This window comes from Methanosarcina flavescens (assembly GCF_001304615.2).
Taxonomy (GTDB): domain Archaea; phylum Halobacteriota; class Methanosarcinia; order Methanosarcinales; family Methanosarcinaceae; genus Methanosarcina; species Methanosarcina flavescens.
In genome coordinates this window covers 493,030-518,081 of the sequence record NZ_CP032683.1, presented here as the reverse complement: position 1 = coordinate 518,081, position 25,052 = coordinate 493,030, and the positions used below count along the sequence as shown (strand labels likewise).

Below are 25,052 nucleotides of genomic sequence, written 5' to 3'. Positions count from 1 at the left end.
GGTTGTAATTTCACAATACTGAAAGTCAATAGGTCAGTCCGAAGCTAGCATCACGCTTGTAGCCTTAATTACTGCGTATACCTCACTTCCTTCTTTCAAATCCAGGTTTTCTACTGAGTTTTTTGTAATAATGGAAATAATTTCTATACCACCCGGAAGTTCAACTACTACTTCAGAGTTAACAGATCCGTGTATTATTCTTTTAACTTTACCCTTCAGCACATTGCGTGCACTTATTTTCATTCTATCCTTCGAGTCCAGATACTTATCTTGTTATCAATATTATTTTGTTATCAATATTATTTTGTTATCAATAAGGTCAGCTTTGTCGGCTATAGAAACATAGGAATCTGGCTTTCTGAACTCAAATCACGTAATATAAGTTTCAATTACATCTTTAATTAGTTCTTAATTGATCCGTTTTCTATGTCTGCAGCTTAAATTGAAGTTTAAATAATGGGTGTACAAAAATATACTGAATTAAAAGTAAAAGGTACCTCAAAAATATCAATTACGGAATCAATTTGGGAGGGTATAATGAAAATAAAAATAGAAATAAGAAATAAGAGCAGAAGCCTGGTTTCTTTATCCTTTATTGCTGTAATCATAACCGTAGTTTTATTTTCATCAGGCTGTGCCGAGCAGGGAGACAGTTCTCCCGAGTCTGACGAGCAGGTAGTAAATTCTGATGGAATTTCGATTGAAAATTTGACAAATATTGAATGGCAGTGGATAGGTTTTCAGCAGTCCAGCAGCCCTGAAAATAGAACTGTAGTGCCGGATCCTGAGAATTATACGCTTGCTTTCTTCTCTGACAACACATACTATGTCAAAGCCGATTGTAATAGCGGCGGCGGGAACTATATTCTGGAGGGGGACAACCTAACCCTTGATCCGCCTGTGATGACGCTCATTGCATGCGGGCCTGAATCTCTGGACAGTCAATACCTGTCACTTTTAAGCAATGTAAGTTCGGCAACTCTTGAGAATGAACAGCTTGTACTACATTCAGGAAATACAGATCAGAGGATGTTCTTTATCAGCGGAGGGCGGACTGAACAGACTATTTAATCTAAAACTGACTGACCCTACCTTTCTTGTAAATGAGGAATTATGAGCTTATTTTGTGCTACTAAAAAACGTTTCCCGTTTAATTTTTCAGAATTAGTTTTTAACGACAAATTAATAAAATTATTTATATAAAAACAAATCGTTATACGATATGGCAGGCTATTTAAATTAATGTCTCTGGAAGAAGATGTGAAACTATGTGTGGTATCCATAGCCTGCACACTATTACTTGTTACAATACCAGAGAATCTAATTCATGTCCAGCTTGATTTTGCATCAAAATATGCGCCTTTATTGGTTTTTATATTCTATCTATTCTTAAGAGATGAAGAGAAAAATAGTCCTTTACCCTGGTACTTTTTAATGATTTATGCAACCGCTGGGATCCTGATTCTTAAAATGATTGATTCTTTTTCTAATGGTACGGTGTAAATTGATTATTGTAATGGACTTACTCTTTTCGCAGACAAGGATTTCCTGAGACGAGGATTCCCTGTATTCATAGCTTCCACCAATTCCAACAACTTTAAAAACAATGCCTATAATCAAAACTTTAATTTTAATGTCTGCAGGTCAGGGTTTACATTCCCCTGGTTTATACTAAAAACCGGGTTGATTTTTTCAGACTTTAACCTTAGAAACTTTATGAGAGATTAAAATGGAACTTGATGAAGTTATAATCACAAGGGCAATCTTTGATGAGTATTCCAGAACCTTCCTTGATTACACGGATATCGATGTGGCACTCGTAGGAGGAGGGCCTGCAAATCTGGTAGCTGCGAAGTATCTTGCAGATGCTGGGGCAAAGGTTGCTATTTACGAACAGAAATTGTCGCTAGGGGGCGGCATGTGGGCTGGTGGCATGATGTTTCCGCGCATAGTTGTGCAGGAGGAAGCTTGCCGCATTCTTGATGACTTCGAGATCAGGTACAGGGAGTACCAGCCCGGATATTATGTGGCAAACTCCGTAGAGTCTGTCGGAAAGCTGATTGCAGGCGCAACTTCAGCCGGGGCTGAGGTCTTCAACCTTGTGAGTTTTGAGGATGTTATTATCCGGAAAAACGACAGGGTTACCGGAATCGTCATAAACTGGGGACCTGTCATGGCACAGCGCCTGCATGTGGACCCTCTCATGATCCGGACAAAATTCGTAATTGATGGCACAGGGCATGATGCGGCTGTATGCAATACAATTCTCAGGAAGATTCCCAATGCAAAGATTGGAGAATTTGGGTCTCTTGGAGAAAAGCCCATGTGGTCAGAGGTTGGCGAGCGTCTGGCTGTCGATGCAACCCAGGAGATTTATCCGGGTCTGATCGTTGCGGGCATGGCTGCAAATGCCGCAACATGTGCCCCAAGGATGGGACCAATCTTCGGAGGTATGCTCCTCTCGGGAGAAAAGGCTGCAAAACTTGCCCTTGAGAAGCTTGAAAAACTCTGATGATTATTCAGGGAGAACATTTAGCTGGATCCGTACATCCCTGAGGCAAAAAAGCAGAGATCTTCCTTTCCCAGGGAATGGTCTCCTGCCTTTTCTGGCAAAAACTTTATATAAAAAAACTCCATCTATAGGTTGCTTCAATCTTAAGCACCAGACCCCTGTGGCCGGGGTAGGGTAGAGGTCCATCCTGTGGCCCTGTGGAGGCTACGACCCGAGTTCGATTCTCGGTCCCGGCCCTAATTATTTTTCTAAATCCTTCCTAACTTTTAACCAGTCCCTTTATTTTTGTGGTGATTTCGGTCATTACTGTCTTTACCTCCCTTTATATTCCTTGCATATCTCTTTAATACTATTTCTAAAACCTGTTCGTTTACCTGTATTATATCTGGCTGCACTCTATATTTTCGATTACCAAGCAAATGGAAGCAAGAATTGACATGAAAGCACTTATTATAGATGGCTATGTGGACGAACCTGCCTGCCTTGGGGTTCCTCCTTACCTTTCTCCCTACCCACGTTACATAGCAGGCGCTCTCAGGGAACGCGGACTTCCTGAAAAAGATATTCACTACCTGACCATTGACACCCTGCGGGAAAACCCGCCCGGAGCAGGGGAGCTTGCAGGAAAAGCGGATCTTGTTATCGTTATAGCAGGCATGACCGTTCCAGGTAAATATCTGAGGGCTTCTCCAATCACACTGGGGGAAATTGAGACAATTTTCCGGACTGCACATGGAGTAAAGGTTATAGGCGGTCCTATCAGGCTCGGTTTCAGCAGTGAAGGCGGAAGGGCTGCAAAAGGTACTGAAGGCAGAATAAACCTCTCGGGTGCAGTGCTTGCGAGAATGGATCTTGAAGCTTTTATTTATGATCTTTTTAAAGACGGTGCTAACCGGGTTTCTTCTGTAAAACTCAGAGATCCCGAGAATGTAGAGTACCGCTTCAGGACAACAGCCGAAATCGGGCGCTGGGGACCCGGTGGAGCTTTTCTTGTCAGGCAGCACCCTGATTTTCCTTACTGCATGTGCGAGCTTGAGACTTATAGGGGCTGTGGAAGAAAAGTCCATTGCTCCTTCTGCACGGAACCTTTTTACGGGGCTTCTGACTACCGTCCCATTGAGGATGTAATCTCCGAGGTTTCCTCCCTTTACTCCCACGGAGCCCGCTATTTCAGGATAGGTAGACAGCCTGACCTCTTTTCCTATCACGGCACGGATACCGGGGAACCTGTGCCAAAGCCCAATCCGGCTGCCATTGAGAGGCTCTACAGAGGAATCCGGAACTCAGCCCCGAAACTGTCGGTGCTCCATATGGACAATGCAAACCCGATAACCCTTGCAGCTTACCCTGAAGAGTCCGAGCAGATCCTGAAAACGATAATTAAATATCATACATCAGGAGATGTGGCGGCTTTTGGAATGGAGAGTGCTGACCAGGCAGTAATTGAGGCAAATTTCCTTAAGGCATCTTCTGAGGAAGTCTTTGAGGCAATCAAACTTGTTAACAGGTTTGGGGCAGTACGGGGAGCAAACGGGCTTCCGGAAATTCTTCCTGGCATTAATTTTGTGCATGGGCTGATGGGTGAATCCAGGAAAACCTTCCAGCTTAACTATGACTTCCTGAAGCAGGTGCTCGATTCTGGACTGCTCCTGCGCAGGATCAACATCCGCCAGGTCATGGCTTTTCCAGGAACTCCAATATATGGAAAAGACGGGGCTGCAAGGAAGCATAAAAAACTCTTTCTGGATTACAAGGAGCGGGTACGGAAAAATATTGACTTTCCTATGCTTCGGCGTATCGTGCCCGAAGGGACCGTACTCAGGGACGTAATGTGTGAGGTATATGAAAATGGAGTTACTTTCGGAAGACAGATTGGGTCTTATCCTCTATTGATAGGGATTCCTGCTCCCTTGCCTTTGCGGAAATTTACCGACGTAACGGTCACAGGACATGGGATGCGCTCGATTACCGGCATACCTTATCCTCTGCCTATCAACACAGCTTCTCCCAATCTCATTAGGGAACTCCCCGGGCTTGGCAGGAAAGCTGCGGATTGCATAATTGCTGGCGTTCCCTATACTGACAGAGCTGATTTTCTTAAGCGAGTGAGTGAAGGAGACAAATTGAGCCGGTTTATTGAAATTTAATAATTTATTAAAATTTGAATTGTTAACAGGCTATCGCAGTTGACGCACATATGAATTATATTAAAATGCAGATAATTCAAGCAGCTGCTTCAAATAAAGGAGATCTACAATTAAAAAATATTTGGATTAAATAAAGTAAATCCAATCAATAAAATAAACCCAATCAAATATACTGCCTTGATTATACGTACTGTCTTACGAAAACTCATTTCTTCTCTATGACCCCGCAGGCAATCCGCGCCCCACTGTTACCAGATGGATTCGTCATCTGGTCGTCAGGATCGGAATGGATGATTAGCGCAGTGCCATTAGCTGGGAATAGCGTGGTCGGTCCAGGTGACAGCGTCACAAGGTCTGTGGTGACGTTCATCTGTCCCCTGCCATCCTTGCCAACTTCGAGATTGGGCAGGTCACCGGCATGAGGGCCTTGAGGGTTATTGAGGCCATGTTCTTTGCCCAGAGGATTATAGTGTCCGCCAGCAGAGGTGAAGTCTGGTCCGGTACAGTCTCCTTTCTCGTGAATATGGATTCCATGCATGCCCGGTTCCAGGCATTTTACGTTGGCATTGATGCGGACAAGCCCATTGCACTCCTCGGTAAAAGTTGCCAGTCCTACAGTATTGCCCTTTGCATCCTTCATGACAGCTATGGCACTATTTGTGGTATTTTCACGGGCATAGACCGTAGTCGCAGATATCAGTGCTGCCGAGATGATCAGTATTATTATCAATCCAGCTCTCATAGTTTGTTCCCCCCAGGAAAATGATTATCTTGATGTAAAAGAAGTTTGCCTGTTAAAATCTCGGATGAGACAGATAATGGCTTCCTTTTCTGTAGCGGTTTATGCAGGACGCCCCGTCTCGATTCCAATCCATCGCATATGCCCCATCTCCGTTCAAGAATCGGTATAATAATACCTGCAATGATAATATACCATCTGCATACCGGATGTAGGCCATTCGAAGAATGTCTGTTAAGCATACGCCTAAGAAAAATAAATGTACGTATACTATAAATCTATTATTATAAAAACTAAATTTATACTCTAATTCCAATAAGTTTATACTCTAATTCCAGTAAGCGTTTTACTCATAATTTTTTGCCCTGATTGTGCCCCAGATCTCCAGATCTGTCATTCCGATAAACACTTATTTATTCAATCGAGAATCATTTTTATTCGGGATCTTTGGAGGGGTTCTTTGAGGGGGGATTTTGTTGAGCGAAAGCGAGGAGAATTTATACAGGGTAAGGATTGCTCTTCAGCTCAGTTTCATTGTCTGGGTAATGCTTGTAATTCTCATGTTTTATGCTACTTTTGAGGCAACGACCCGAGTGTATGGCACTTTTCTGTTACTATTTATAGTAGTCATTTTCGCTCCTTTCCTGCCAGATGGGGCAGGTTATGAGGAAGGAAAACCAGAGTAGTTGCAGGGCAGGATAAACCTGATTTTTTTCTGTCAATACAGCTGTTAGTGAAGGCAGCTCTCAAAATTTTATCTTTTTATAGAAAATTCTCTTTATTATCTCAACCGTAACTGAACTGCTCTGTACTTCCTGGCAGAAGGAAAAGCAGAACCTCTAAATTTTCTTCACATTTTCAGTTTGTTCTGTCCTTATTATCTGTTACTGTCTCTTATCACCTGACTGTTTTTTAGTCAAGCATCCGATACCCTTAAAAGTGCAGCAAGTTCTTTTCCTTCACTTCCGATGGTTGAAAGTTCCCTGTAAATCTCCGACTTCTTAAGGTATTTCTCTGTCCTGATCCCGCCTGGTTCTTCAATTTTTATGGTAATTTCCCCTTCGGTATATCCTCTCTCAAGGCACTCTGTTACCAGTTTTCCGTATATTGAGGCAATTAGTTTCAGGCAGTCAAAAATTTTATTCTCCTCAACGGCATTTCTCCCATCAATTGTTATACGTCTGAGCCTTTCCGATCCCACAGATTCCCTGAAAAAATTTTTTAGCTTTAATATGAATGCGTCGACCGAGTCCTTGTTTAATGCAGCTGCCAGATCTGCGTCCCGTGTAATCTCGTAATCTCTGCGCATAATCAGAAAGGCTTTCTCATCCGATGAGATAATGAACCTGTTTTCCGGGTCTTTGTCCTCAATAACAGCTCTCAGGTTATTTCCCTCATACTCGATATTCGTGATATAGAACTCGGATACATCGAAGCTCTTCACTTTTTTCTCTCTGGACAGAATTCCACTCTTTGACCAGACCGGCAAAGACAGGTTTTGCAGGTCTTTTACCTTCAGGGTGTCTTGTGTAAAAAGAAGGTCAAATTCATACTTCATGTTTTCAATGGAACCAATATGCTTTCCCCTCAGTACCTTATCCTCGATATACGCATAATATGTGTTTTGAGCTCCATATATGCTGTCTTCGAAAAACGGACCGAGAACTGAGAGCATCCTTGTATAAAGCTGCTGGGTCTCCATAAGATCCAGTTTATTCTGCCTGTCAAGCTCCGCAAGTTTTTCATTTTTCTTTTCCAGCGCCACGCTTGAGGAGGTTTCTAAAATCCTTTCCCTTATCTCAAGAATCTCAGCTGCATCTACTCCGGTTGTACGGCTTTCAATATAATCCCTGATATCCTTCTCTAATCTATCGATTTCTTGAATTCTCCTCTCGAAAACTCCAAGCTTTTCTCGGCTCTCATTTTTTATTGTGATAGCTGACTTTTCCAGAGGTATGACTTCCTTTGAAATCCTTATAAAATCCTGTAAGTCACGAATAAAATCTCTCTGGATAGGAAAATCCGTAGAATCCTGAAAAGTATATCGAATTTTAAGCCCCCCATTCCTTCCGCATAGAAAGTGTTTTTATTAAATTATGTTTTTTCCGGACTTTAAGCTTGTGAGTTTAAATTTTGAAAAAGGTATAGTGCAACTTCTTTATCTAAGAATTTAGGTGCCATAGAAGCTTTTTTCACTACTGAAGGACAGATTTAGCAAATTTTTACTCTCAATAAATCTTTACTCACTAACTTCATGCTCTCTAAGAACCCCTATATTTGTAAAATTTTACAATTATAAGGTAATTTATCCAGTTACAAGACATTCTAAGCTTTTCTATAAACTGGCATAATTATCGTCATTTCTACTTTTACAGTATAAATAATTTCTATTGAATGACCTAAAGTTTCTTTTTACAACTAACTAAATTTAATTACTCTATTCTGTTAGAAAGATTTATATCAGTTATCGTGTAATCTTAGCTATATTATCGTCGCAAGATAATATACAGAGATAAGTGCACTGCGCTAGGACGTTATGTTTACCGTTGGCGGAATTTCAATCTGTGACAGATTTATGCCTTGCGGTATTGGCACGTATCTCACGCACAGGCTGACTGGTCAGAACTGGCACAAAAACAGGTTTGAATAGCTTCCCTGTATGCAGCAAAACCCTTTGAGGTTACTGCTTGCCGCATCGGGATCTAAATGTTACCGCACTTCATCCAAAAACGAACTATGGAGAAGTGTTGAGTTCCTTGTCAATTGTACATATTAAACTATATCAACTCATTTATATTGAGGGGGTTTGGTTGAAAAATTGGGGGTAAAATATAAACTACAATTGCCAAATAGTCTTAACTTATTTATTAAATGAGTGTCCTACTAACTCATAATTTATATATTGTTTGGTGGAAACATTTTAATAGCTAAGATCTGCTATATCTTTAAACATAAAAATGTTATTTAAAAAGATATAATATTCAATGTTTAATCTGGAACAAAATGGATATTTGCGGAATCTAGGTGAAAGTATGAAACAAAAATTGATACTATTTAGTGCGCTGCTAATTATGTCTCTTTTAATAGGGGCAGCAAGTGCAGCTGAAGAAGACACAGAGGTTATTGTCACATATGACAAAACCAATGTTATACCGGGAGATATTGTAAATATCACCGTTGATTTCAATGCATCTGTCGATCACGCCACTATATCGATCTTTAACAGCTCCGATTCACTTTTGGGCAGTTCTGCGGAGATGGATGTATTAAATGCTGATGATAACTTCTTTGGTTATAACTATACCATCCCGATGGACATAGTAAGTGGTCCTCTGGCTGTAGACATCGATGCGTTTGATGCAGATGGCAATCAGCTGCTGGATGGTGAGCCTGCAAAAGACCCCGAAGCATTTAGATTTGATCCTGAGAGCTATTTAACCATTGAGATCGGACTCAACGAAACTGGTCCTTTCATACCGGGGAAAACTGTAAACATCACTGCTGATTTCAGCAGGCCTGTCGATAACGCCAAAATATCGATTAAAGACAGTAGTAGTTCACCCAATGCCAGTAATGCAAACCTGGTGGGCGCTAGCCCAATCGAAAATGAACCGATGACAAAGGTGGATGATGATACATTTGCCTATGACTATACAATTCCACAGGACATAAGTGGTCCTCTAGACATAGATGTTTCTGGCTTTGACGAGTTCGATAATTTACTGGGCGATAAATCTTTCCCTGGCGGGATTAATTTTGATCCGAGCTTTGATTACTGGAGCCCACAATTTAAACTGGTTACACCTGAGTCAGAGTTTGCCAATAAGAAATGTGTAAAGTTCAATTTCAGTGCTTTTTACTATGACTACAGGTCTAATGATATTACCTACACTTTCGAGCTCAATGGTATCCAGAAGTTTAACGGGGTTTTGAAACCCGGGTCATATAAGCAGTTTGAGCTTGATCTGGCTGACGGCAAATACACCTGGGAAGTCAAACTGAGGGACGAACAAGGAAACATAGGTGGCAGTGGTCTCAGAACTCTGTATGTTGACACAAAATGCCCCACTGTGAAACTTGTTTCTCCTGCAGACTGCTACAAAGAGGTAATAGGCCCTGAAACTAAATTCAACTTCATTTGTGAAGATGAATTAGCTGCTCAATATAAAGAGGATCTTAAGCTCAGATACACACTGTTCATAGATGGAAAACCTGCTGGAGTATATGATCAAATTCCTGGCCATATTCCTGGATATAATTATGAGGATGAATATGGGCAGATTCCCTGGGATGAACTATTCCCCGAGGGTATTCCCTGGGATGAACTATTCCCTGGTATGTCCTGGGATGAACTATTCCCTGGTATTCCTGAAGGTGAAATCCCTGAGAATGGTATTCCTGAGAGTGGTATTCCTGAAGAATATTGGGATGACCTGTTCCCAGATGATGTAATCTCCGAGGCAGTTGTATCTGGAGATTCAGTCACCGAGAAAATCCACCTTGCAGATGGCGCTCACAACTGGTCGGTTGAAGTTGAGGACGCAGCCGGAAACAAAGCTAAAAGCGAAGTCCGGAAATTCTATGTCAGCCTCGACGGACTTGTAGTCACTCTCGAGAAACCTGACGGAGGATACGTCACCTCAACCCCGACATTCACATTCAGAGTTGAAGGAAAGAATGGAGAAGGAGCAGGACTGCCTTTCCACTACAAGCTTCTTATTAACAACACACAGGTAGACTCAAGCTGCGATGAAAAAGATAAGAATGTCTGCAGTGGAGTCTCCTGTGAAGGAGGCGCTTGCGACGAATGCGATTTCCTTGTTGGTGAAGACAACTATTCAGTAAAAGCGTCGGTGAAAGACGGGCAGCAGGTATCCTGGACGGTACTTATTACTGACTGTACAAGCGGCAGAACTTACCAGCCTGATGTAAAGTATTTCTCAGTTGACAGCAAGTGCCCGGCTCCAGTAGCAAACCTGAATGTTGAAGATGCATTCGGCCTTACTGACTGGGTCTCTGTGAGAGATTATCCTGGGTTGATGGTTAGCTGGAATGCAAGCACCGATGAAGATCTTGACTCTGACGAGCCATATGAAGTTTACATCAGCACATCTAAGCCGACTTGCATTGAAGACATGAAAAAGGTAAGGATAGACGGGAAAGAGACTCACACAGATGGCACAGACACTCCAAATCAGAAATTAAAGAGTTCAGAAGATAAGAGTGTGTACTATCTGTGTATTGAAGCAGTCGAAGGTAAGGACCTTGTCTTCGGCAAGGACTACTGGGTAGCTGTTATTGCTCGTGATAAAGCCGGCAACTACGATCCTAAGTTTTCCATGTGCGGTCCTGTACAGACATATGAAGATATGACCATCACGCTCGAACAGGGCTGGAACCTTAAATCCGTGCCGAAGAGACTTATTGATTCAAAGGCATGTCCTGAAGATGTCTTTGGCGCTGGTAACTATGTTATCTACTGGAACGGCTCATGCTGGGAAATTCCAAAAACAATTGAACCTTGCAAGGGCTACTGGGTCTACGCTAAACAGCCTTGCATGACCAATGTTAAGTTCAAGGGAATGGCTTCTGAAGGCGCTAACCCAGATGTTCCAGCTTCTCTGACTCTGAGCCGTGGATGGCACATGATAGGTCACACCTCTTCATACCCTGCACTCTGGTCAACAACTCTGGCTTCGCTCAATGAGTTCAACACCGATAATGCTCAAAACTACAAGTTCTCCAACCTCATAACTTTCCAAAATAATGAAGGTTGGGGCGGCATAATCCCTGGTGCGAGCGCTGTAAGCGGAATTGCTAAGTACGTCGGTGAATCTGATCCCAGGCCAGTCGGAGCACTTGAGACTGATAACTGTATGGTTCCCGGACAGGGCTACTGGATCTTCATGAAGAGTGAAGGTACCTACGCATCCATAGAAAACTCGTACAAACCGAATTTAGGTCAGGATGAGGGAGGTTTTAATCCGTTTGATCCGTCTACATGGCCAGAAGACTTTGACCTGAATGATCCATCTACTTGGCCAGATGGCTTTGATTTGACGGACCCATCCACCTGGGAATCTTCTAAGTGGGTGTAATTTCAGAACAACTGACTGTTCAGCCTCTTCAGGCTGAACGGTTTTTTTCTTTTTGTTGTTCACGTATATTTGGAGGTCTACAATGGATAAAAAATTAAAAAGCTGCCTGGTAACAACATCCGTATTATTGTTGTTTTTCCTAGCATTACCCCAGGGATGTATGGCGGCAGCGGATGTTCCTCCCTCTCCCCCAATACTTCCGATGACAGTAACAGGGGTAGCTCTCATTAACGGCACTTCTGCTCCCGACGGGACTGTCGTTGCAGCTTATCTTAATGAAAAGGAGTATCTTGCAAATACTTCCTCAGGAAATTACTCTCTCTTTATTCCTGGTACTGCCGAAGATGTAGGAAAACTGGTTACTTTTAAGGTGGATGGAAAGGCTGCTTCAAGCAGCGTTGCCTGGGAATCCGGCGGTATGGTTACCCTCGAGCTGCCTGATGGTGAGGCAATTTATTCCACGATTGCTGAAAGTGATTCAAGTAGTGGTTTAAACAGCAATTCAAACAGCAATTCAAACAGCAATTCAAATACAAATTCAAATAGCAATTCGAATACAAATTCAAACAGCAATTCAAATTCAAAAATAGGTTCAAAACCCCTGGTAGATGATGAAGAACAGGAAGATTCCGCAGAAGGCTCCAAAGCCGATACCGTTGAAAGTTCAGTCCATGAGCCGAACATGACGGCATTGAAAAATACGAGCGCAAACTCCGAAGATTATGAGGCAGCTGAATCTTCCGAAAGTTCCTCTAGACCAGAGAGTGCTCCAGGTTTCCTTATTGTTTTTGCGGTTGCAGGCATACTTCTGCTCGCTTTCGGATTCAATTTCGGGAGGGGATCCAGAAAGAATCCCTGAAGGACTTTTAAAAAGAGTCTGCATGAGTAATGGTAAAATTTCAAGGTGACAAGATGACGATCAAGGACAAATACTTAAAAATTTTATCATGCCTGGTTATTCTACTACTGGGCATGTCCCTTGTTCCGGCTGCATCTGCCAATAGTGATTCCTCTACTATTCCTTCTCTCCCCAATGTGTTTGGAGGAAATCTGAAAGGAGATGCTGCAAATGCGGGTTCCGGACTTGTAATCTCTGCGTACATAGATTCAAAGCTTGTTGGCTCGAACACTATTGACGGAAATGGAAGGTATCTGGTGACAGTTGACGGCACGAAGCAAGATAATGGAAAAGCGATAACTTTCAAGCTGGCAGGTGTCCCATCCGAACCAGTTTCAGTGACCTATAAGCACGGAGCTGAGCCAGTAGAAATTGACCTGACGTTCAATGGAGACTTTGAACCCCCAACTATAGAAAGTTTATCTGCGTTCCCTCTATACATCCTGAATGATGGAAAGGACTTCTCAACTGTAAGGGCAAAAGTTGTGGGTCGGCCTTCTGGAGAACCTTCAGTGACTATTGACCTTAATGGCATAGAACAGGGTGTTGTCTCATTGAAGCCAGAGAGTGGAGACCTCTATTTCTATGATATAAAAAGTACTAAAACAGGTAAATTCAAATTCTCCTTTACGGCTGCGAACCCTTCAGGAAGCAGTGTTACAGATAAAGAGAGTATCTCTATCAGTATACTGAGTGAAGGTGAACTCGAAACTGAGTTCGGAAACGCTGACGGCGCTTTCTCCCCTGAAGAAATTATGAATCTTGTAAGTAACAACGATGTATCCAGCGGAATCAAATATGCAGCTCTGGGTATATACTTTGCTGATGGGTGGGATAGAATATGAGACGGCCTGAATTTAAGTTCATTATTATACTGCTCCTAGCCCTGACTTTGTGTACTGCCCCGGCTTCTGCAGGAAGTGCAAATAGGGCTGTCCCTGCTACGGTCAATCCCAGCCAGGAGTTCCAGGTAACAGTCACTGTAGATGAGTACGGTGCTGCCGGGCAGGTTCTTGAAAAGCTTCCAGCTGGCTTCACCTTTGTTAAATCTTCCCTGCCGGAGAGAGCTGTAACTGTAAACGGTGATAAAGTTTCTTTCCTGCTCATGGGTGAAAAAAGCTTCACTTACACTCTGAAAGCTCCGGCATCAACCGGCACGTACAAATTTACGGGAATTTTAAGGGATATCAACAAAGCTGAGTTCGCTATCACTCCTGCCGACTCTTCCATCACTGTCATTCAACCTCCCAGTGGAGGCGGCGGAGGCGGTAAACGCAGTGGAGGCGGCGGAGGCGGAGCAGGAGCTTCCCAGGAGCCTCAGAGCAATGTAGAGGCTAAGGAACTGTCCCAGAAAACAGTTACCGCAGGGAAACACGTTAAATTCGAGTTCCCGAAGGGTGCAACCTGCGTAAGATATGTGGAGTTTGATGCCAAGAAGAGTCTTGGAAAGGTTACTACCATTGTCGAGATGCTGAAAGGCCAGTCCAAGCTGGTTTCCAGCCTGCCTGAGGGTTCGGTCTATAAGAACATTAACATCTGGGTAGGTTCAGGAGGAATCGCAAACTCCAACAATATCGAAAACGCTGTTGTCGGCTTCAGAGTCGAGAAGGCATGGCTTGAGGAACGCGAAGTTGATGAGTCGTCTGTGGCTCTCTGGCACTACAACAAAGGCTGGAGTAAGCTCGAAACCGAAAAGGTTGGTGAGGATAACACCTACGTCTTCTTCGATGCCAAGACCTCAGGCTTCGGCTGCTTCACAATTGTAGTACCTGAGAAGGTAATAGAGCCTATCGATGAAGACACCAGCGATTCCGATGGTTTTAATGGTACAGAACCCCCGAAGTCTGAGGTACCGAAACCCTCTAAGTCGAGAATTCCAGGTTTTGAGTCTGTAATAGCTGTCGGAGTCCTCGGAGCTGTATATCTGGTTCTGAGAAGGAAGTAAAAAGTATCGAATTAAAAACAAATTTCAATTTAAAGCAGCCTCCAAAGCTGCTTTTCTTTCTTTTTTATCCTGCTTTTTTTCCTGCCCACCAGCAGTCTCCTGTTTTTCAAATGCATCTCTTCTGAAATTTTCATAACTGAGGTAACGATCTTGAATACTGAAAAACTTAAAATAAATATATTCGTCCAAAATCTCAAAATTAACTTCTTAAGGATAGAAAACAGCTTATTTTGACTACAAATAGCCCTCTTGAGCGAAGCGAAAAGGGCACCGTCCTCCCGAGACGGGACTCGGGCGAAACGGGACTCGGGTAATACATCAGCCGGGATTCGAACCCGGGTTCGAGCGTTGGCAACGCCCGGTGATAACCGCTACACTACTGATGTTCGAAGCTTACAGGATGCCCTGCCGCTTTTTTATTGTATATATTTTCTCATTAATTAATTTGACCCCTGATAGATCTTCGGGGCATGTGTTTTATATCACATATATTCTTAAGGGAGCCATATATTTTTCGTTTATTCTATTAAAGTTATTTTTTAATCAGTTTAAAAAATTTTCCTGGTAGAGTATAAAAGAAATAGTTTTTTTGAACTTGATATTTTATAAAGATAAAAAATTCTCCAGAGTTTTCTATCCTGAGTTATGAAGTGTGATGTAGATCTCCCAAAAAAGACTCATGTCAAATTCCATCCTTTTCTAAGACCTACATGAACTAAAATATCTGAATTTGGATTAAAAGTTGTATGTCGATTGCGATATTTAAATGTGATATATGAACCATCAACGTTTCCGATTGCGTTACAGTTAAAAAACGCTTTTAGGCATTTATTAACATCAACTGATTTGAATCTCAAGTCGGTGTTTTTAATCCTATCAATATGATCCATATTGAATCTAGATCTCCCAATTAAACTTATAATTTCAATCATCAAGTCTATTTCTTCTGACTTTAAAAAACCGTCCAATTCGTCTCTAACTTCACCCACAAAATAATCAGTAGAGTATGTTCTAACAGCATTAGCAATATTAGCTTTAGAAGGGTTATCTTTGGAGTGTTTTTGTATTTCATTTAATAATTGAATAATATCCCTTGGAGTATGACGAGTGTGCTCTAATAGGTATTTTCTAATTTCTCTATCTTTCACCTCTTTAGGGAAAAATTCCTAAAATATGTCTATTTTTCTTCCTAATGAAAGTTCTGCACGTAGATTAACAAGCTTAATAATATTCGTAGATTTTAAATCGTTTACATCTTGAAACCAATCTAATAAGATTCCAGAATCTCTTCTCACTTTATTTTTATTAGGCCCTCCTAATTTATCAAAAATGTCAGTGCGACATAAAACTATAATTCTGGCATTAACTTTATTGGTTTTGAACTTGTCGTTCATTCTATCTGCGGCTAAAATAAGTGCAGACAATGATTGATATTGAATACTTCTTTGAGTTAATGCATCATCTAGCCCATCAATAATTATGTAGTGCATAAATTTCATTTGAAGTGAATAACATAGACTTTGTAAAGTCGCAAATAATTTTTCAATATTAAACGGGACTTTCTCACTTTGAGAAGACTTTTGACCGCTAATAATACTCTTTAAATTCACCATAAATTGTTTATTCGAGCTAATTTTGACAATTTGAGCTAAATCCTCGCTTGGTAAGATTCCTTCATTTTTTAACGCATTTATAACCGCATCAATTTTATGATTTCTATGATATTTGCAAGTGGGATCTTCTATGAAACTATTTAATGAAGCAATTAAGAGAATAAATTCCCAATTAATAGGAAGTTTAGTTTCTGGAGCTTCAGAACTTAATGCGATCGACGAAAATGGTTTATAAGGAAAACTAGTCAAATAATATTGCTTTGTGAAAAACATTTTATTAGAATCGGACAATAATTCTAGCCTTGCTCCAATAGCAGATTTACCCGAACCTTTAGGACCAAGTATTAAGAATTTATTCATTCCAATTATTTCGCTTATATAACCGTAAGCATCGAAAAATCCCTGCATAAGGAGCTGAGGAGAATCTGATTTTTCTTTTTCGGCTGCAGCAAATCCAAATTTAATTTCTTTGAAGCTCATTAATGAAATCCTTCTAGTTGATCAATTAAAATTTTCATGATACACACTTTTCAAAAAAATTTCCGTTTTTAAATACTATTATAAGTATTAAGTAATGATAAAACTTTCGAACATTTTAAGTAATTTATATTTTTATAATTGGTCAACGAATTCATACACAATTTTGAATGTTAAATAGAACAATTCCCCAATTTGAATATAACGAAACCCCTCGATATTTACATACACAAGTTTTTGCATACTGTTATTTAATACATATAGAGTTTTTACATGATTACCTGAGAAGCCTGAATGTTGAGAAGGTTTTATAACTCAAAATAGTTTATAAAACCAATAATAATGTAATTATTTTCTTCCTAGATTGTAAGATGGGAAAAATACCCTATTTTTGGGGTTAAAATTTATATTATCAAGCAGGTATAGTCTGACATCCTTTATGCTCTGGCAGCATTTACTAATTCAACATCTTAAATTGGGCTTTTGACTTTGTTACTGAATCTTTTGAGTGATGGATTTTGAGCGAGCTTGAGAAACTGATAAATCTTGCAAAGAATGCAGCCGAAAAAATCCGGAAATACAGATTTGCACGTGTAGTCTCACACAATGATGCTGATGGGCTGACCTCAGCCGGGATAATGGCACAGGCACTGCTGCGGGCAGGCATTTGTTTCCAGATTTCTATAGTTGGAAGGCTGGATGATGCTGTGATTGAGGAGGTGAACCGAAGCATCTCCGGGGAAGAAGTTGTTATTTTCTGTGATATGGGCAGCGGGCAGCCTGAACTTATAGGCAAGGTGGCGGCTGACGTCATAGTACTTGACCATCACCAGCCTGTAGGGCAGTCGCCAGCAAAGGCAATCGTAAACGCCCATCTTGCAGGAATTGATGGAGCCACTGACATCTCGGCTTCCGGGACCTGTTATCTAGTAGCCAGAGAACTGGCAGCCGATAATGTTGATCTTGCAGGGCTTGCGCTTGCAGGCGCAGTCGGTGACAAGCAGCTTTTCCGCACAGCTAATGCCTTCATTCTGGAAGAGGCTCTAAAAGCAGAGGTCACGTCCATCAGGAAGGGACTCAAAGTAGGAGACGGAGACCTTGTAGACGTGCTTGCATACACTATCGAGCCTTTCCTGGATATAACCGGTTACCCGGAGAAAACTAAAGAATTCCTGAACCAGCTGGAGCTTTCAGGAAGGATTGAAGATCTTTCTGAGGAGGAAGTCTCAAGGCTTGCCAATGCTGTCGCCCTCAAACTTGTAAGGCAGGCAAGCCCGGAAGCTATCGAAGCTGTCATAGGAGAAGTTTTACTCCTGAACCGGGAGCTTGTAAGAAATGTTTACGATTTTAACTCTATTCTTAACACATGCGGAAAGCAAAAAGTCTATGGGCTGGCTATTTCACTCTGCTTGAAAGACCGGGAAATTGTCAATGATGCTCTCTCTCTTAAAAAAGAACACGAGATGAAACTTGCACTGAATATCAGGGAAAATGTAGAAAAAATTCGCAAAGGAGAAAATATCTGGTATGTTATTACCGCCAATGCCATTTCTACAGGCAGCCTTGCAAGCACAGTTGTCCGTTACCTTCATCCCGAACTTCCCTTCATCTGCGTAAACGAATCTGAAGGTATCCTGAAAGTCTCCGCAAGAGGCACCCGTGAACTCGTCTCAAAGGGCCTTGACCTTGCTTTTGCCCTGAGAGAGGCAGCAGGCGCAGTTGGCGGAAGCGGAGGTGGGCATAATGTAGCTTCTGGAGCTATACTCCCTATCGGGAGTGAAGAGGAATTCCTGATCATTGCAGATCGAATAATAGGTGAGCAGCTCCGAAAGCCTGGAAAAGGAAAAGAAAGATAAAAAATAAAAGAAAAACAAAATCAAAAGCTGTAAAGATAAAAGCAGACAAAGCGGCGAGGAATGCTTATGAAAATAACAGGTACAATTGAATTTCCCGATCCTGAATCAAGAAGGGCTGCTGCGAAAATTCTTCAAGCTCTCTCTCCTGACAATCTTAGAAGTATGGAAAGTGAGATCAGTGGTGATAAAGTTGCTGTCTGGTTTCACGCCGAGAAAATAGGCTCTTTGCTTGCAACTGTCGATGATTTTCTCATGAATGTTAAAATCGGGGAAGGAATTGAGCAGGTTTTGGAAAAAGAAGAGATAGCCAGCGAGATTTAAGTTTATTTCTCAGCTTATCTCTTCCTTATTTCACTCCTTTATTGCCTTTAAATTTACTAGCGGAAGTTATTACCTGCCTGAGCCTTCCTGCCAGAGTAAAATAAGCTCTTTAAGTCTCTCTTTTGTGAGTTCTGCTCCGGTTTCGGGGATTTGCAGCCCATTGAGGTAGATATAGATAGCTTCCTGCAATTCTTGGGTACTTATCTTTTCTCCTTCTTGAGAAACCGGGCTATCCCAGGGATTCCAGGAGCGAACTGTCCAGCTCCAGCTCTGTATAACTTTCTCACTTCCGATTTCGGCAACTACTGTGACGTTATAAAGCCCAGTAGAATGGATGGTCTCCCTATGTGAACTATTCTTAACGCAGGATTCGGATTTCCTGTTCTCTCCGTTAAGGTACCAGTTTACATTACAGGCAGAGTTTGTACTGATATTGAAAGTCTGTTCCTCTCCTCTGTAGGTTATGATATCCCTCTCAGGGCTGGCTGAGTTAATTGAAAAGGGAATCACTTCAATGTAACCCGGTTTTATCATAGTATCCGATCCTTCACTGTTACTGCTAGTAAGAGAAACTGTATAACGTCCGTAAGAGCAGTAGGTATAAACTGGGTTCCTGACAGTTGAGTCAATTTTTCCATCACCATTCATATCCCATTTCCAGGAAGAGGCTTTGCAGGAACGGTCTGTGAACTGGACTATTAGAGGGGAAATCCCTGTTGTAACGTTTGAAGAAAAATCAGCTTCAGGAAGTTTGTCAACGGTTGTGAAAGCTTTAATGCAGAGATTTGCCTCCGAGTTGCCGGCGGATATGTCCTCCCATTTTATCCCATCAGGGCTAACATAACTTTCTCCGGGATTGGCCTGTGCCTTGCTGCTGTAAAAAACTATAGGCTGTTCGATTGCAAGAGGACCAGGAGTCGAAGGGTTAATGAACCTTATAACTATTGAGAATCTCTCCCCGGCACTTATTGGTACACCAGAACTCAGCACATGGGTATGATACCCAGGGTAGGTATATCTTCCGTTTTCCTGCGCAACGAATCCCTGTTCCAGATTAACGGGACCGGAAATAGGATTTTTGTAAACATATATCTCATAAGCAGTATTAAGGTCTGTAGTATAGAATCCTACGGCTTTGAGTGTCTCATTTCTTTCCGACAAGAAAACATTGCCTCCCCAGGCAACCAGGCTCCCTGGATACTCTTTCGATATTATCCATCCCAGAGGATCATACTGGTAGACATGGTCATAATTGTCCTCACTTTCGGCTGTGAATACGGCATTTTCTTCATATCCGAGTTTTGTGTCGTAGTATGAGACATAGAAATACCCATCCTCACCCCAGGTTTCACCCCAGCTATTCTTGACTATAAAAGCACCGTCTCCGGGCGGAACCCGCGCAAACGAATTTCTGTCAAAATAATCATCCCAGCCCACGATAGTTACAGCGTGATTAACAGGCTGATACCCTGTATACCGATATGTATGATTTTTCTCCTGATAATAAGCAAGATTCCAGTACATTGTTGTATACACGGCTCCATATTCCAGAAGCGCCCTTTTGAAGACCTCATTATTTAGTGGCTCGGTCTTTCCTGGAAGGAGAAACACCTCCTGTACATGTCTCTGTACGGGAAGTCCTGTGGGCGAATAGACAGAGGAGTCATTATAAGGATCTTGAGATTCATCTACAGGCCCACTCCAGCGGGAAAGGTATGCTGTTGATATTAATGCGTTGCCACCTTCACTCGGAGTAAGGTCAAAACCCTGCGGATAGCTGCTTGTGACAAGGTTTTTCATGTTATTTTCGGAAAAATCATAGGTTTTTCCTTCTTTTCCCAGGATATATGATTCAAGAGAAGCAATAGTTGAAAAAGCCCAGCAACTTCCGTCTCTTCCCTGGTTTTTTGCGGTTGTTACTTTCCCTTCATTACGCAAATCATAAACCGGCGGAAGATTTGAACCTGAAGCTCTCACTAGATGGCTTCCTTCAGGGGTTGCAGGCTCTGGAAGGTTGACAGGTGAAGGCTTATACCCTGTACCTGAAATCTGTCCGTTCCTATCCACTAGAGACAAAGATTCAATTGAACAGGGCTGCAAGCTTTCCAGGAAATCGGGATTTATAGGTACCGTTTCAATCGCAGGTTCAACGATGGGCCCAGTGGAAGCTGTGCAGTTCTGCAGCATTTCAGGGTTTTCTGCATTTCCTGCAGCGAAACCCGGGCTACCCGGCAGGCACAAAAACAAGACCATAAAAACAGGCAGAAAAAATTTTAGTCTTCTAAGCAGGGAGAGTTCTATTATTTTCAAGATTTTTTGCCTCAGCTAGATTGTCTCCGGACAGCTTTTGGATAATTTCTTGAAGCTTACCAGGATATAAATTTCTATCATTATTTTTACAAAAACTTGTAGAACTATTTATGAGATTTGTCTATAAATCTTTTTCCAACTGGGCATAATTTTTTATTAACTGGGCATAATTCTTTATTATATCCGGACAGCTTATTCATCTACATGGTCTCTACAAGCTAACCGGGGATTATTTGCCAGCGAAAAACCGTATTCTTTCTAAAAAAGAAATCCTCATTAGATAAAAATTTAGATTATATAACCACTCTTTACGAGTACTCAAATCTTCAATTTACCTGTATAAATTTATTCCAATTGATTAATTTTAATGAATATCCAATTTTGAATAATTAATTTTAATCCGCTTTAATTAACCTTAATATCTTAATTAATTTTAACCACACCAAATTAATTATAACAAATTTAATTAATTTTTAATAAATTCAATTAATCTTAATTTATTTAATTAACTTTAATTAATTTTAATACGTTGTCGGATTAAGGTTGGCATTTCCAATAGAAAGAAACATTACTCTTGCCTTTCCATACTTTATGGGGCACATTTATAACGGGGGTGAAAATCTGCTTTCGGAAGCACTTGCAGACCTTGAGAAAATCAGGCCTGAGGACCTTGATAAGGAAATCCTTAGAGCTGCCATGATTGCTGAACTGGATGCTATCAATATTTATGAGCAGATGGCAAACCTGGCAAAAAGCGAAGAGATATGCAAAATCCTGCTTGATGTTGCCAGAAAAGAAAAAATCCACGTAGCAATGTTTGAAACCGTACTGCTGCAAACCGACAAAGAGTTTTTGAAAATCTACTCAGACTATGCTCTGGCCAGGAGTAGAGAATAAACTTTATTTTCTCCATTTTTTTTCAGTTTTTTCTTATTTTTTCCTTACTTCTGTCCTGTCCTTACAATGTTAGCCAATCTGAACCAGATCAACCTGTTTTAACCAATTAACCTGCCTTATCCAGGCTAACCTTCCACATTAACCTTTATCTCGTCAGAACCACATTTTCTATTGATCCTCCATGCTTGAAGAATACGAGAAAAAGAGACACTTTAAGAAGACTCCTGAGCCGCCAGTCAGCGACCTTAAAAAAAGCTCAGACAAACTAATTTTTGTGGTTCAACGCCATGATGCACGCAATCTTCACTACGATTTCCGCCTGGAGATGGATGGGGTTCTGAAAAGCTGGGCTGTGCCAAAGGAACCCCCTAAAGAAGCAGGCATACGAAGGCTCGCTGTCGAGACTGAAGATCATCCTCTGGAATATGCCGATTTTGAAGGCGAAATCCCTGCAGGGGAGTATGGAGCCGGCAAGGTCGAGATATGGGATAAGGGAACCTTTGAACTTTTGAAGCGTGAGGAAAAGGAAATTGTGGTAATACTTGAAGGAGAAAAACTGAAAGGGAATTATGTTTTGATCAGGACAAAGTATGGGAAAGGGGAAAAAGGCTGGCTTTTCTTTAAAAAAGCTGACTGAAGATTGGCTGAAGATCGGCTGAAGATCGGCTGAAACCTAGTATGCAGGGTACTCAAACCGTGTGGCGAGAATAAGACATAAAACGAAGCTATCAACTAAGCACATTAATGAAAAATAGGTTTGAGATACCCTGGATTAGGGCTCGAACCCTGACCTTTTTAAACCATTATGAGTAATAAGCATATGGGGATACTTACGGAAGAAAGGGTAAAAATCAATGTTTCTGAAACTGCCGGGGAAAATTGTTGCGTTGCCGCGTGTGATGGACAGAAGGTTTATAATAAAATTACAGCCGCGCTCTGCGAAAATAAGAAGATTGAACTTTCTTTTGCAGAGATAACTGAGCTGACACCTGCCTTCCTGAACTCGGCAATAGGGCAGCTTTATGGCTGCTTTCCCGCAGAACAAATAGAGAACAGTCTCTTATTCACGGATATCTCTGAGGAAGACGAGATTATTCTTAAGAGGGTCACTGAACGGGCGAAAACCTATTTTGAGCACGCGTATACCTGTAGAAAGGCGCTAAAAGACGTGCTTGGAGGAGAAGAGGATGCGTAAGAGCATTCACCGCGCAACCGTTTATCCTGTGAAGCGCCGCCCGAGGCTTCGCGCCGGAGCATCCAGGCCGGCAGAATTTCTCCCTTTAAAAGTCCATTCCATAGACGAATATGATTTTCCCGAAGGAAAAGGCTATTTCTTTGACACCAATATCTGGCTGTACATCTACGGTCCTATCGGCTGGCCTGACCAGAGGTCGGACGCCTACTCCAGAGCCCTGAAGGAAATCCGGAACTCCGATGGCACGATCTATATAAACTGCATGATAATCTCAGAATTCATAAATGCCTTCGCCAGAATAGAGTTCAAGCAGCAGACCAATTTTACGCGGTTCAAAGAATTTCGAAACTCTCTTGCCTTCCGGGCAATCGCCCAGGATATCGCCTACAATGTGAGAAAAATCCTTAGAAATACCCTTGCCTGCGACCCCGAACTTCAGGCAATAGACCTTCCAAAAGTCATGGACCTTTTCGAGCAGGGAAAATATGATTTCAACGACCTCCTCTTTGCCCAGATCTGCCGCGCAAAAAATATGGTTTTCGTAACCCATGACAAGGATTTCAGCGAACTCGGAGTCGAGATCCTGACCGCAAACGAGAAGCTGGTGGAGAGTGGGAGAAAGTAACCGATTTTTTTACTTTTGGGGCTTAACCTCAAGATAGAGCTCAATTGCTTCCTTTATTCCCCTGTTTAATTCGTCAAGTGTCTTTGCCTGCGTGTGACATCCCGGAAGTTCGGGAACATAAGCTGCGTAGATTCCATCTCATCCTTCTCAGTATGATGGTGAATTCTCTCGTCGAGTTTATTCTCGCATTATGTAGTAATTTTTTTCGTTTTGATTCTAGGGAGATTACAATTGTAGTAAGAGGTGTGAACTTGGGATTCAGAAGTATATTAATATCAAAATTACTAATTAATATCTATGCGGTTTACAATTAAACTTGAAGAGTTCGATGAGGGAGGCTATACCGCCCAGTGTCTTGAAATTCCTGCTGCTATCAGCGAAGGAGATACTAAAGAAGAGGCACTTGAAAACATCAAGGAAGCAATTCAGCTTGTTCTTGAAGTCACGGGTTGAAATCCAATAAGAACAAATTAACAGTTAAGCGCAATTTCCTGATTGCTTACCGGAAGGTTAATGCTGTTTAATCCCAGAGCATTAAGACCTTTGTCAACCAGTTTATTTCTTTTGCTAACGCTCATTTTCATGGTTATCCAGATATTCTCCTGACTAATATCTATGGCGGCCTCAAAATATCGAATATTGCGCAGATCTTCTTTTGCAAGATTAAACCTTTTTGATACATCAAGAATCTCAATAGCCATGATATGATCGTCTTCGCTAATATCAAGGATTATGCCATCCAGGTCGGCGGAAGTTTTGTACTTTTTATCGCTTCCGTAAAAGAAAATGCTGTCATTCTCAAAGTCGTAATCGTATTTAGTTACCAGAGATTCCTGCCTCATCCAGTCTCCTCCTCTTTTTTGCCTCTTCAAGAAAACAGGTCACCAGGTTGAGTATTAGCAGACTGGTGCTTTTAATACTTATTATAACGATCAGGTCGTATTTCTCTGTTCTCTCGTAGTAGAGCTTAAACTTACCCTCTTCTTGTTTAAGTATTCCAACAGGCTGTTCCTTAAGTATTATGTTGTATATCTCATTCAAATCTGGATGTACTTCACTTTTACGTTGATTAATTCTTTCTTGAAAATGATAAGTGGCACGTATATTATCTTTATTAATTTTCGATAAACAATTTAATAAAATGCCTACATCCATCCAGGGGCCCCGTTATTATATCTAAACTTTGAAACGTTATTTGTAACTCTATTTATTCTGGTAGAATTTGATGAAACTCCTGGCCTCCTTAAGTACATTGAACTTGAGTATTATCTGAGTGACCTGCTGGGAGTGAAAGTAGACCTTGTTACCAGGACAGGGCTCAAGCCCAACGTTGGAAAACGTGTTCTCAATGAAGTGATATCTTTATGACTTACAAGAAAGATCAGAGATTTCACTGAATTTTCACTAAAATTTGATTTT

At 41.5% G+C, this 25,052-nt stretch carries 25 protein-coding genes, 2 tRNA genes and 1 pseudogene; 18 read left to right on the top strand and 10 right to left on the bottom strand.

Translation table 11 applies throughout. The features are described 5' to 3' along the window. Positions 1-33 precede the first annotated feature (33 nt). Positions 34-243, bottom strand: a complete 210-nt coding sequence (locus AOB57_RS02245) for a TOBE domain-containing protein (RefSeq protein WP_054297780.1) — start codon at positions 241-243, stop codon at positions 34-36. A 294-nt stretch (positions 244-537) separates the two neighbouring features. Here AOB57_RS02245 and AOB57_RS02240 point away from each other — a divergent pair, with 294 nt between their 5' ends. The 5 genes from AOB57_RS02240 to AOB57_RS02220 all read left to right on the top strand — a co-directional run bounded on the left by AOB57_RS02240 (position 538) and on the right by AOB57_RS02220 (position 4,659). Beyond that, positions 538-1,071: an META domain-containing protein gene (locus AOB57_RS02240; protein ID WP_226999605.1), complete on the top strand. Its 534-nt coding sequence runs from the start codon at positions 538-540 to the stop codon at positions 1,069-1,071. 171 nt (positions 1,072-1,242) lie between these two features. Beyond that, a complete protein-coding gene (locus AOB57_RS02235) occupies positions 1,243-1,503 on the top strand; it encodes a hypothetical protein (RefSeq protein WP_054297778.1) in 261 nt (86 codons plus the stop codon). A gap of 226 nt (positions 1,504-1,729) precedes the next feature. Further along, the gene (locus AOB57_RS02230; RefSeq protein ID WP_054297777.1) at positions 1,730-2,512 is read left to right on the top strand and encodes a sulfide-dependent adenosine diphosphate thiazole synthase; all 783 of its coding nucleotides are present in this window, start codon (positions 1,730-1,732) and stop codon (positions 2,510-2,512) included. A gap of 163 nt (positions 2,513-2,675) precedes the next feature. Further along, positions 2,676-2,748, top strand: a tRNA-His gene (locus tag AOB57_RS02225). Positions 2,749-2,949: 201 nt separating this feature from the next. Continuing rightward, positions 2,950-4,659 carry a radical SAM protein gene (locus AOB57_RS02220; RefSeq protein ID WP_054297818.1) on the top strand — a complete coding sequence of 570 codons (1,710 nt, stop codon included), beginning with the start codon at positions 2,950-2,952 and terminating at the stop codon, positions 4,657-4,659. Positions 4,660-4,864: 205 nt separating this feature from the next. Here AOB57_RS02220 and AOB57_RS02215 read toward each other — a convergent pair whose 3' ends face one another. Further along, the gene (locus AOB57_RS02215; RefSeq protein ID WP_054297776.1) at positions 4,865-5,401 is read right to left on the bottom strand and encodes a superoxide dismutase family protein; all 537 of its coding nucleotides are present in this window, start codon (positions 5,399-5,401) and stop codon (positions 4,865-4,867) included. A 473-nt stretch (positions 5,402-5,874) separates the two neighbouring features. Between AOB57_RS02215 and AOB57_RS02210 the strand changes: the two genes are divergently transcribed. Continuing rightward, on the top strand, positions 5,875-6,084 hold the full coding sequence (locus AOB57_RS02210; RefSeq protein ID WP_226999604.1) for a hypothetical protein: 210 nt from the start codon (positions 5,875-5,877) through the stop codon (positions 6,082-6,084). A gap of 230 nt (positions 6,085-6,314) precedes the next feature. Here AOB57_RS02210 and AOB57_RS02205 read toward each other — a convergent pair whose 3' ends face one another. Continuing rightward, positions 6,315-7,163: a hypothetical protein gene (locus AOB57_RS02205; protein ID WP_226999603.1), complete on the bottom strand. Its 849-nt coding sequence runs from the start codon at positions 7,161-7,163 to the stop codon at positions 6,315-6,317. A 1,306-nt stretch (positions 7,164-8,469) separates the two neighbouring features. On the opposite strand from AOB57_RS02205, the gene AOB57_RS02200 reads away from it, so the two are divergent. The 4 genes from AOB57_RS02200 (at position 8,470) to AOB57_RS02185 (ending at position 14,339) form a co-directional block, all read left to right on the top strand. Further along, positions 8,470-11,496, top strand: coding sequence for an Ig-like domain-containing protein (locus tag AOB57_RS02200; RefSeq protein ID WP_054297773.1), 3,027 nt, complete (start codon positions 8,470-8,472; stop codon positions 11,494-11,496). Positions 11,497-11,578: 82 nt separating this feature from the next. After that, positions 11,579-12,355: a hypothetical protein gene (locus AOB57_RS02195; RefSeq protein WP_167829482.1), complete on the top strand. Its 777-nt coding sequence runs from the start codon at positions 11,579-11,581 to the stop codon at positions 12,353-12,355. A gap of 53 nt (positions 12,356-12,408) precedes the next feature. After that, positions 12,409-13,239 carry a hypothetical protein gene (locus AOB57_RS02190; protein ID WP_054297771.1) on the top strand — a complete coding sequence of 277 codons (831 nt, stop codon included), beginning with the start codon at positions 12,409-12,411 and terminating at the stop codon, positions 13,237-13,239. Beyond that, positions 13,236-14,339 carry a PGF-pre-PGF domain-containing protein gene (locus AOB57_RS02185; protein ID WP_054297770.1) on the top strand — a complete coding sequence of 368 codons (1,104 nt, stop codon included), beginning with the start codon at positions 13,236-13,238 and terminating at the stop codon, positions 14,337-14,339. Before AOB57_RS02190 ends, AOB57_RS02185 begins: the two co-directional genes overlap by 4 nt. Before the next feature lie 24 nt (positions 14,340-14,363). Here the strand turns inward: AOB57_RS02185 and AOB57_RS02180 are convergent, their stop codons facing one another. From AOB57_RS02180 to AOB57_RS02165, 3 genes and pseudogenes are all read right to left on the bottom strand, one after another. Next, positions 14,364-14,528, bottom strand: a complete 165-nt coding sequence (locus AOB57_RS02180; protein WP_167829510.1) for a hypothetical protein — start codon at positions 14,526-14,528, stop codon at positions 14,364-14,366. Between the two features lie 125 nt (positions 14,529-14,653). Beyond that, positions 14,654-14,725: transfer RNA gene (locus AOB57_RS02175), tRNA-Gly, on the bottom strand. Positions 14,726-15,016: 291 nt separating this feature from the next. After that, positions 15,017-16,432 (bottom strand): annotated as a pseudogene (locus AOB57_RS02165) (P-loop ATPase, Sll1717 family). Between the two features lie 515 nt (positions 16,433-16,947). Between AOB57_RS02165 and AOB57_RS02160 the strand changes: the two are divergent. Together AOB57_RS02160 and AOB57_RS02155 are read left to right on the top strand one after the other, a co-directional pair. Further along, on the top strand, positions 16,948-18,285 hold the full coding sequence (locus tag AOB57_RS02160; protein ID WP_054297767.1) for a DHH family phosphoesterase: 1,338 nt from the start codon (positions 16,948-16,950) through the stop codon (positions 18,283-18,285). A gap of 66 nt (positions 18,286-18,351) precedes the next feature. Continuing rightward, positions 18,352-18,606 (top strand): KEOPS complex subunit Pcc1, encoded by a 255-nt coding sequence (locus AOB57_RS02155; protein ID WP_054297817.1) that lies wholly within the window; start codon positions 18,352-18,354, stop codon positions 18,604-18,606. Between the two features lie 69 nt (positions 18,607-18,675). On the opposite strand, the gene AOB57_RS02150 is transcribed toward AOB57_RS02155, so the two are convergent. Then, on the bottom strand, positions 18,676-20,916 hold the full coding sequence (locus AOB57_RS02150; RefSeq protein WP_226999602.1) for a lectin like domain-containing protein: 2,241 nt from the start codon (positions 20,914-20,916) through the stop codon (positions 18,676-18,678). Positions 20,917-21,537: 621 nt separating this feature from the next. Between AOB57_RS02150 and AOB57_RS02145 the strand changes: the two genes are divergently transcribed. From AOB57_RS02145 to AOB57_RS02130, 4 genes are all read left to right on the top strand, one after another. Further along, positions 21,538-21,813, top strand: coding sequence for a ferritin family protein (locus tag AOB57_RS02145; protein ID WP_054297815.1), 276 nt, complete (start codon positions 21,538-21,540; stop codon positions 21,811-21,813). A gap of 181 nt (positions 21,814-21,994) precedes the next feature. Continuing rightward, positions 21,995-22,450, top strand: a complete 456-nt coding sequence (locus tag AOB57_RS02140) for a DNA polymerase ligase N-terminal domain-containing protein (RefSeq protein ID WP_054297766.1) — start codon at positions 21,995-21,997, stop codon at positions 22,448-22,450. A 183-nt stretch (positions 22,451-22,633) separates the two neighbouring features. Beyond that, on the top strand, positions 22,634-23,008 hold the full coding sequence (locus AOB57_RS02135) for an STAS-like domain-containing protein (protein WP_054297765.1): 375 nt from the start codon (positions 22,634-22,636) through the stop codon (positions 23,006-23,008). Then, a complete protein-coding gene (locus tag AOB57_RS02130; RefSeq protein WP_054297764.1) occupies positions 23,001-23,633 on the top strand; it encodes a type II toxin-antitoxin system VapC family toxin in 633 nt (210 codons plus the stop codon). Before AOB57_RS02135 ends, AOB57_RS02130 begins: the two co-directional genes overlap by 8 nt. A 9-nt stretch (positions 23,634-23,642) precedes the next feature. Here the strand turns inward: AOB57_RS02130 and AOB57_RS02125 are convergent, their stop codons facing one another. Next, positions 23,643-23,765, bottom strand: a complete 123-nt coding sequence (locus AOB57_RS02125; protein WP_167829659.1) for a type II toxin-antitoxin system HicB family antitoxin — start codon at positions 23,763-23,765, stop codon at positions 23,643-23,645. 165 nt (positions 23,766-23,930) lie between these two features. On the opposite strand from AOB57_RS02125, the gene AOB57_RS02120 reads away from it, so the two are divergent. After that, the gene (locus AOB57_RS02120; protein WP_082384045.1) at positions 23,931-24,086 is read left to right on the top strand and encodes a type II toxin-antitoxin system HicB family antitoxin; all 156 of its coding nucleotides are present in this window, start codon (positions 23,931-23,933) and stop codon (positions 24,084-24,086) included. Positions 24,087-24,103: 17 nt separating this feature from the next. On the opposite strand, the gene AOB57_RS02115 is transcribed toward AOB57_RS02120, so the two are convergent. Both AOB57_RS02115 and AOB57_RS02110 read right to left on the bottom strand, forming a co-directional pair. Further along, positions 24,104-24,475 (bottom strand): DUF2283 domain-containing protein, encoded by a 372-nt coding sequence (locus tag AOB57_RS02115; protein WP_054297763.1) that lies wholly within the window; start codon positions 24,473-24,475, stop codon positions 24,104-24,106. Beyond that, on the bottom strand, positions 24,450-24,788 hold the full coding sequence (locus AOB57_RS02110) for a hypothetical protein (RefSeq protein ID WP_054297762.1): 339 nt from the start codon (positions 24,786-24,788) through the stop codon (positions 24,450-24,452). The genes AOB57_RS02115 and AOB57_RS02110 overlap by 26 nt, the downstream gene beginning before the upstream one ends. Between AOB57_RS02110 and AOB57_RS02105 the strand changes: the two genes are divergently transcribed. Further along, positions 24,783-25,001, top strand: a complete 219-nt coding sequence (locus AOB57_RS02105) for a nucleotidyltransferase family protein (protein ID WP_167829658.1) — start codon at positions 24,783-24,785, stop codon at positions 24,999-25,001. The genes AOB57_RS02110 and AOB57_RS02105 overlap by 6 nt on opposite strands. Positions 25,002-25,052: the final 51 nt, after the last annotated feature.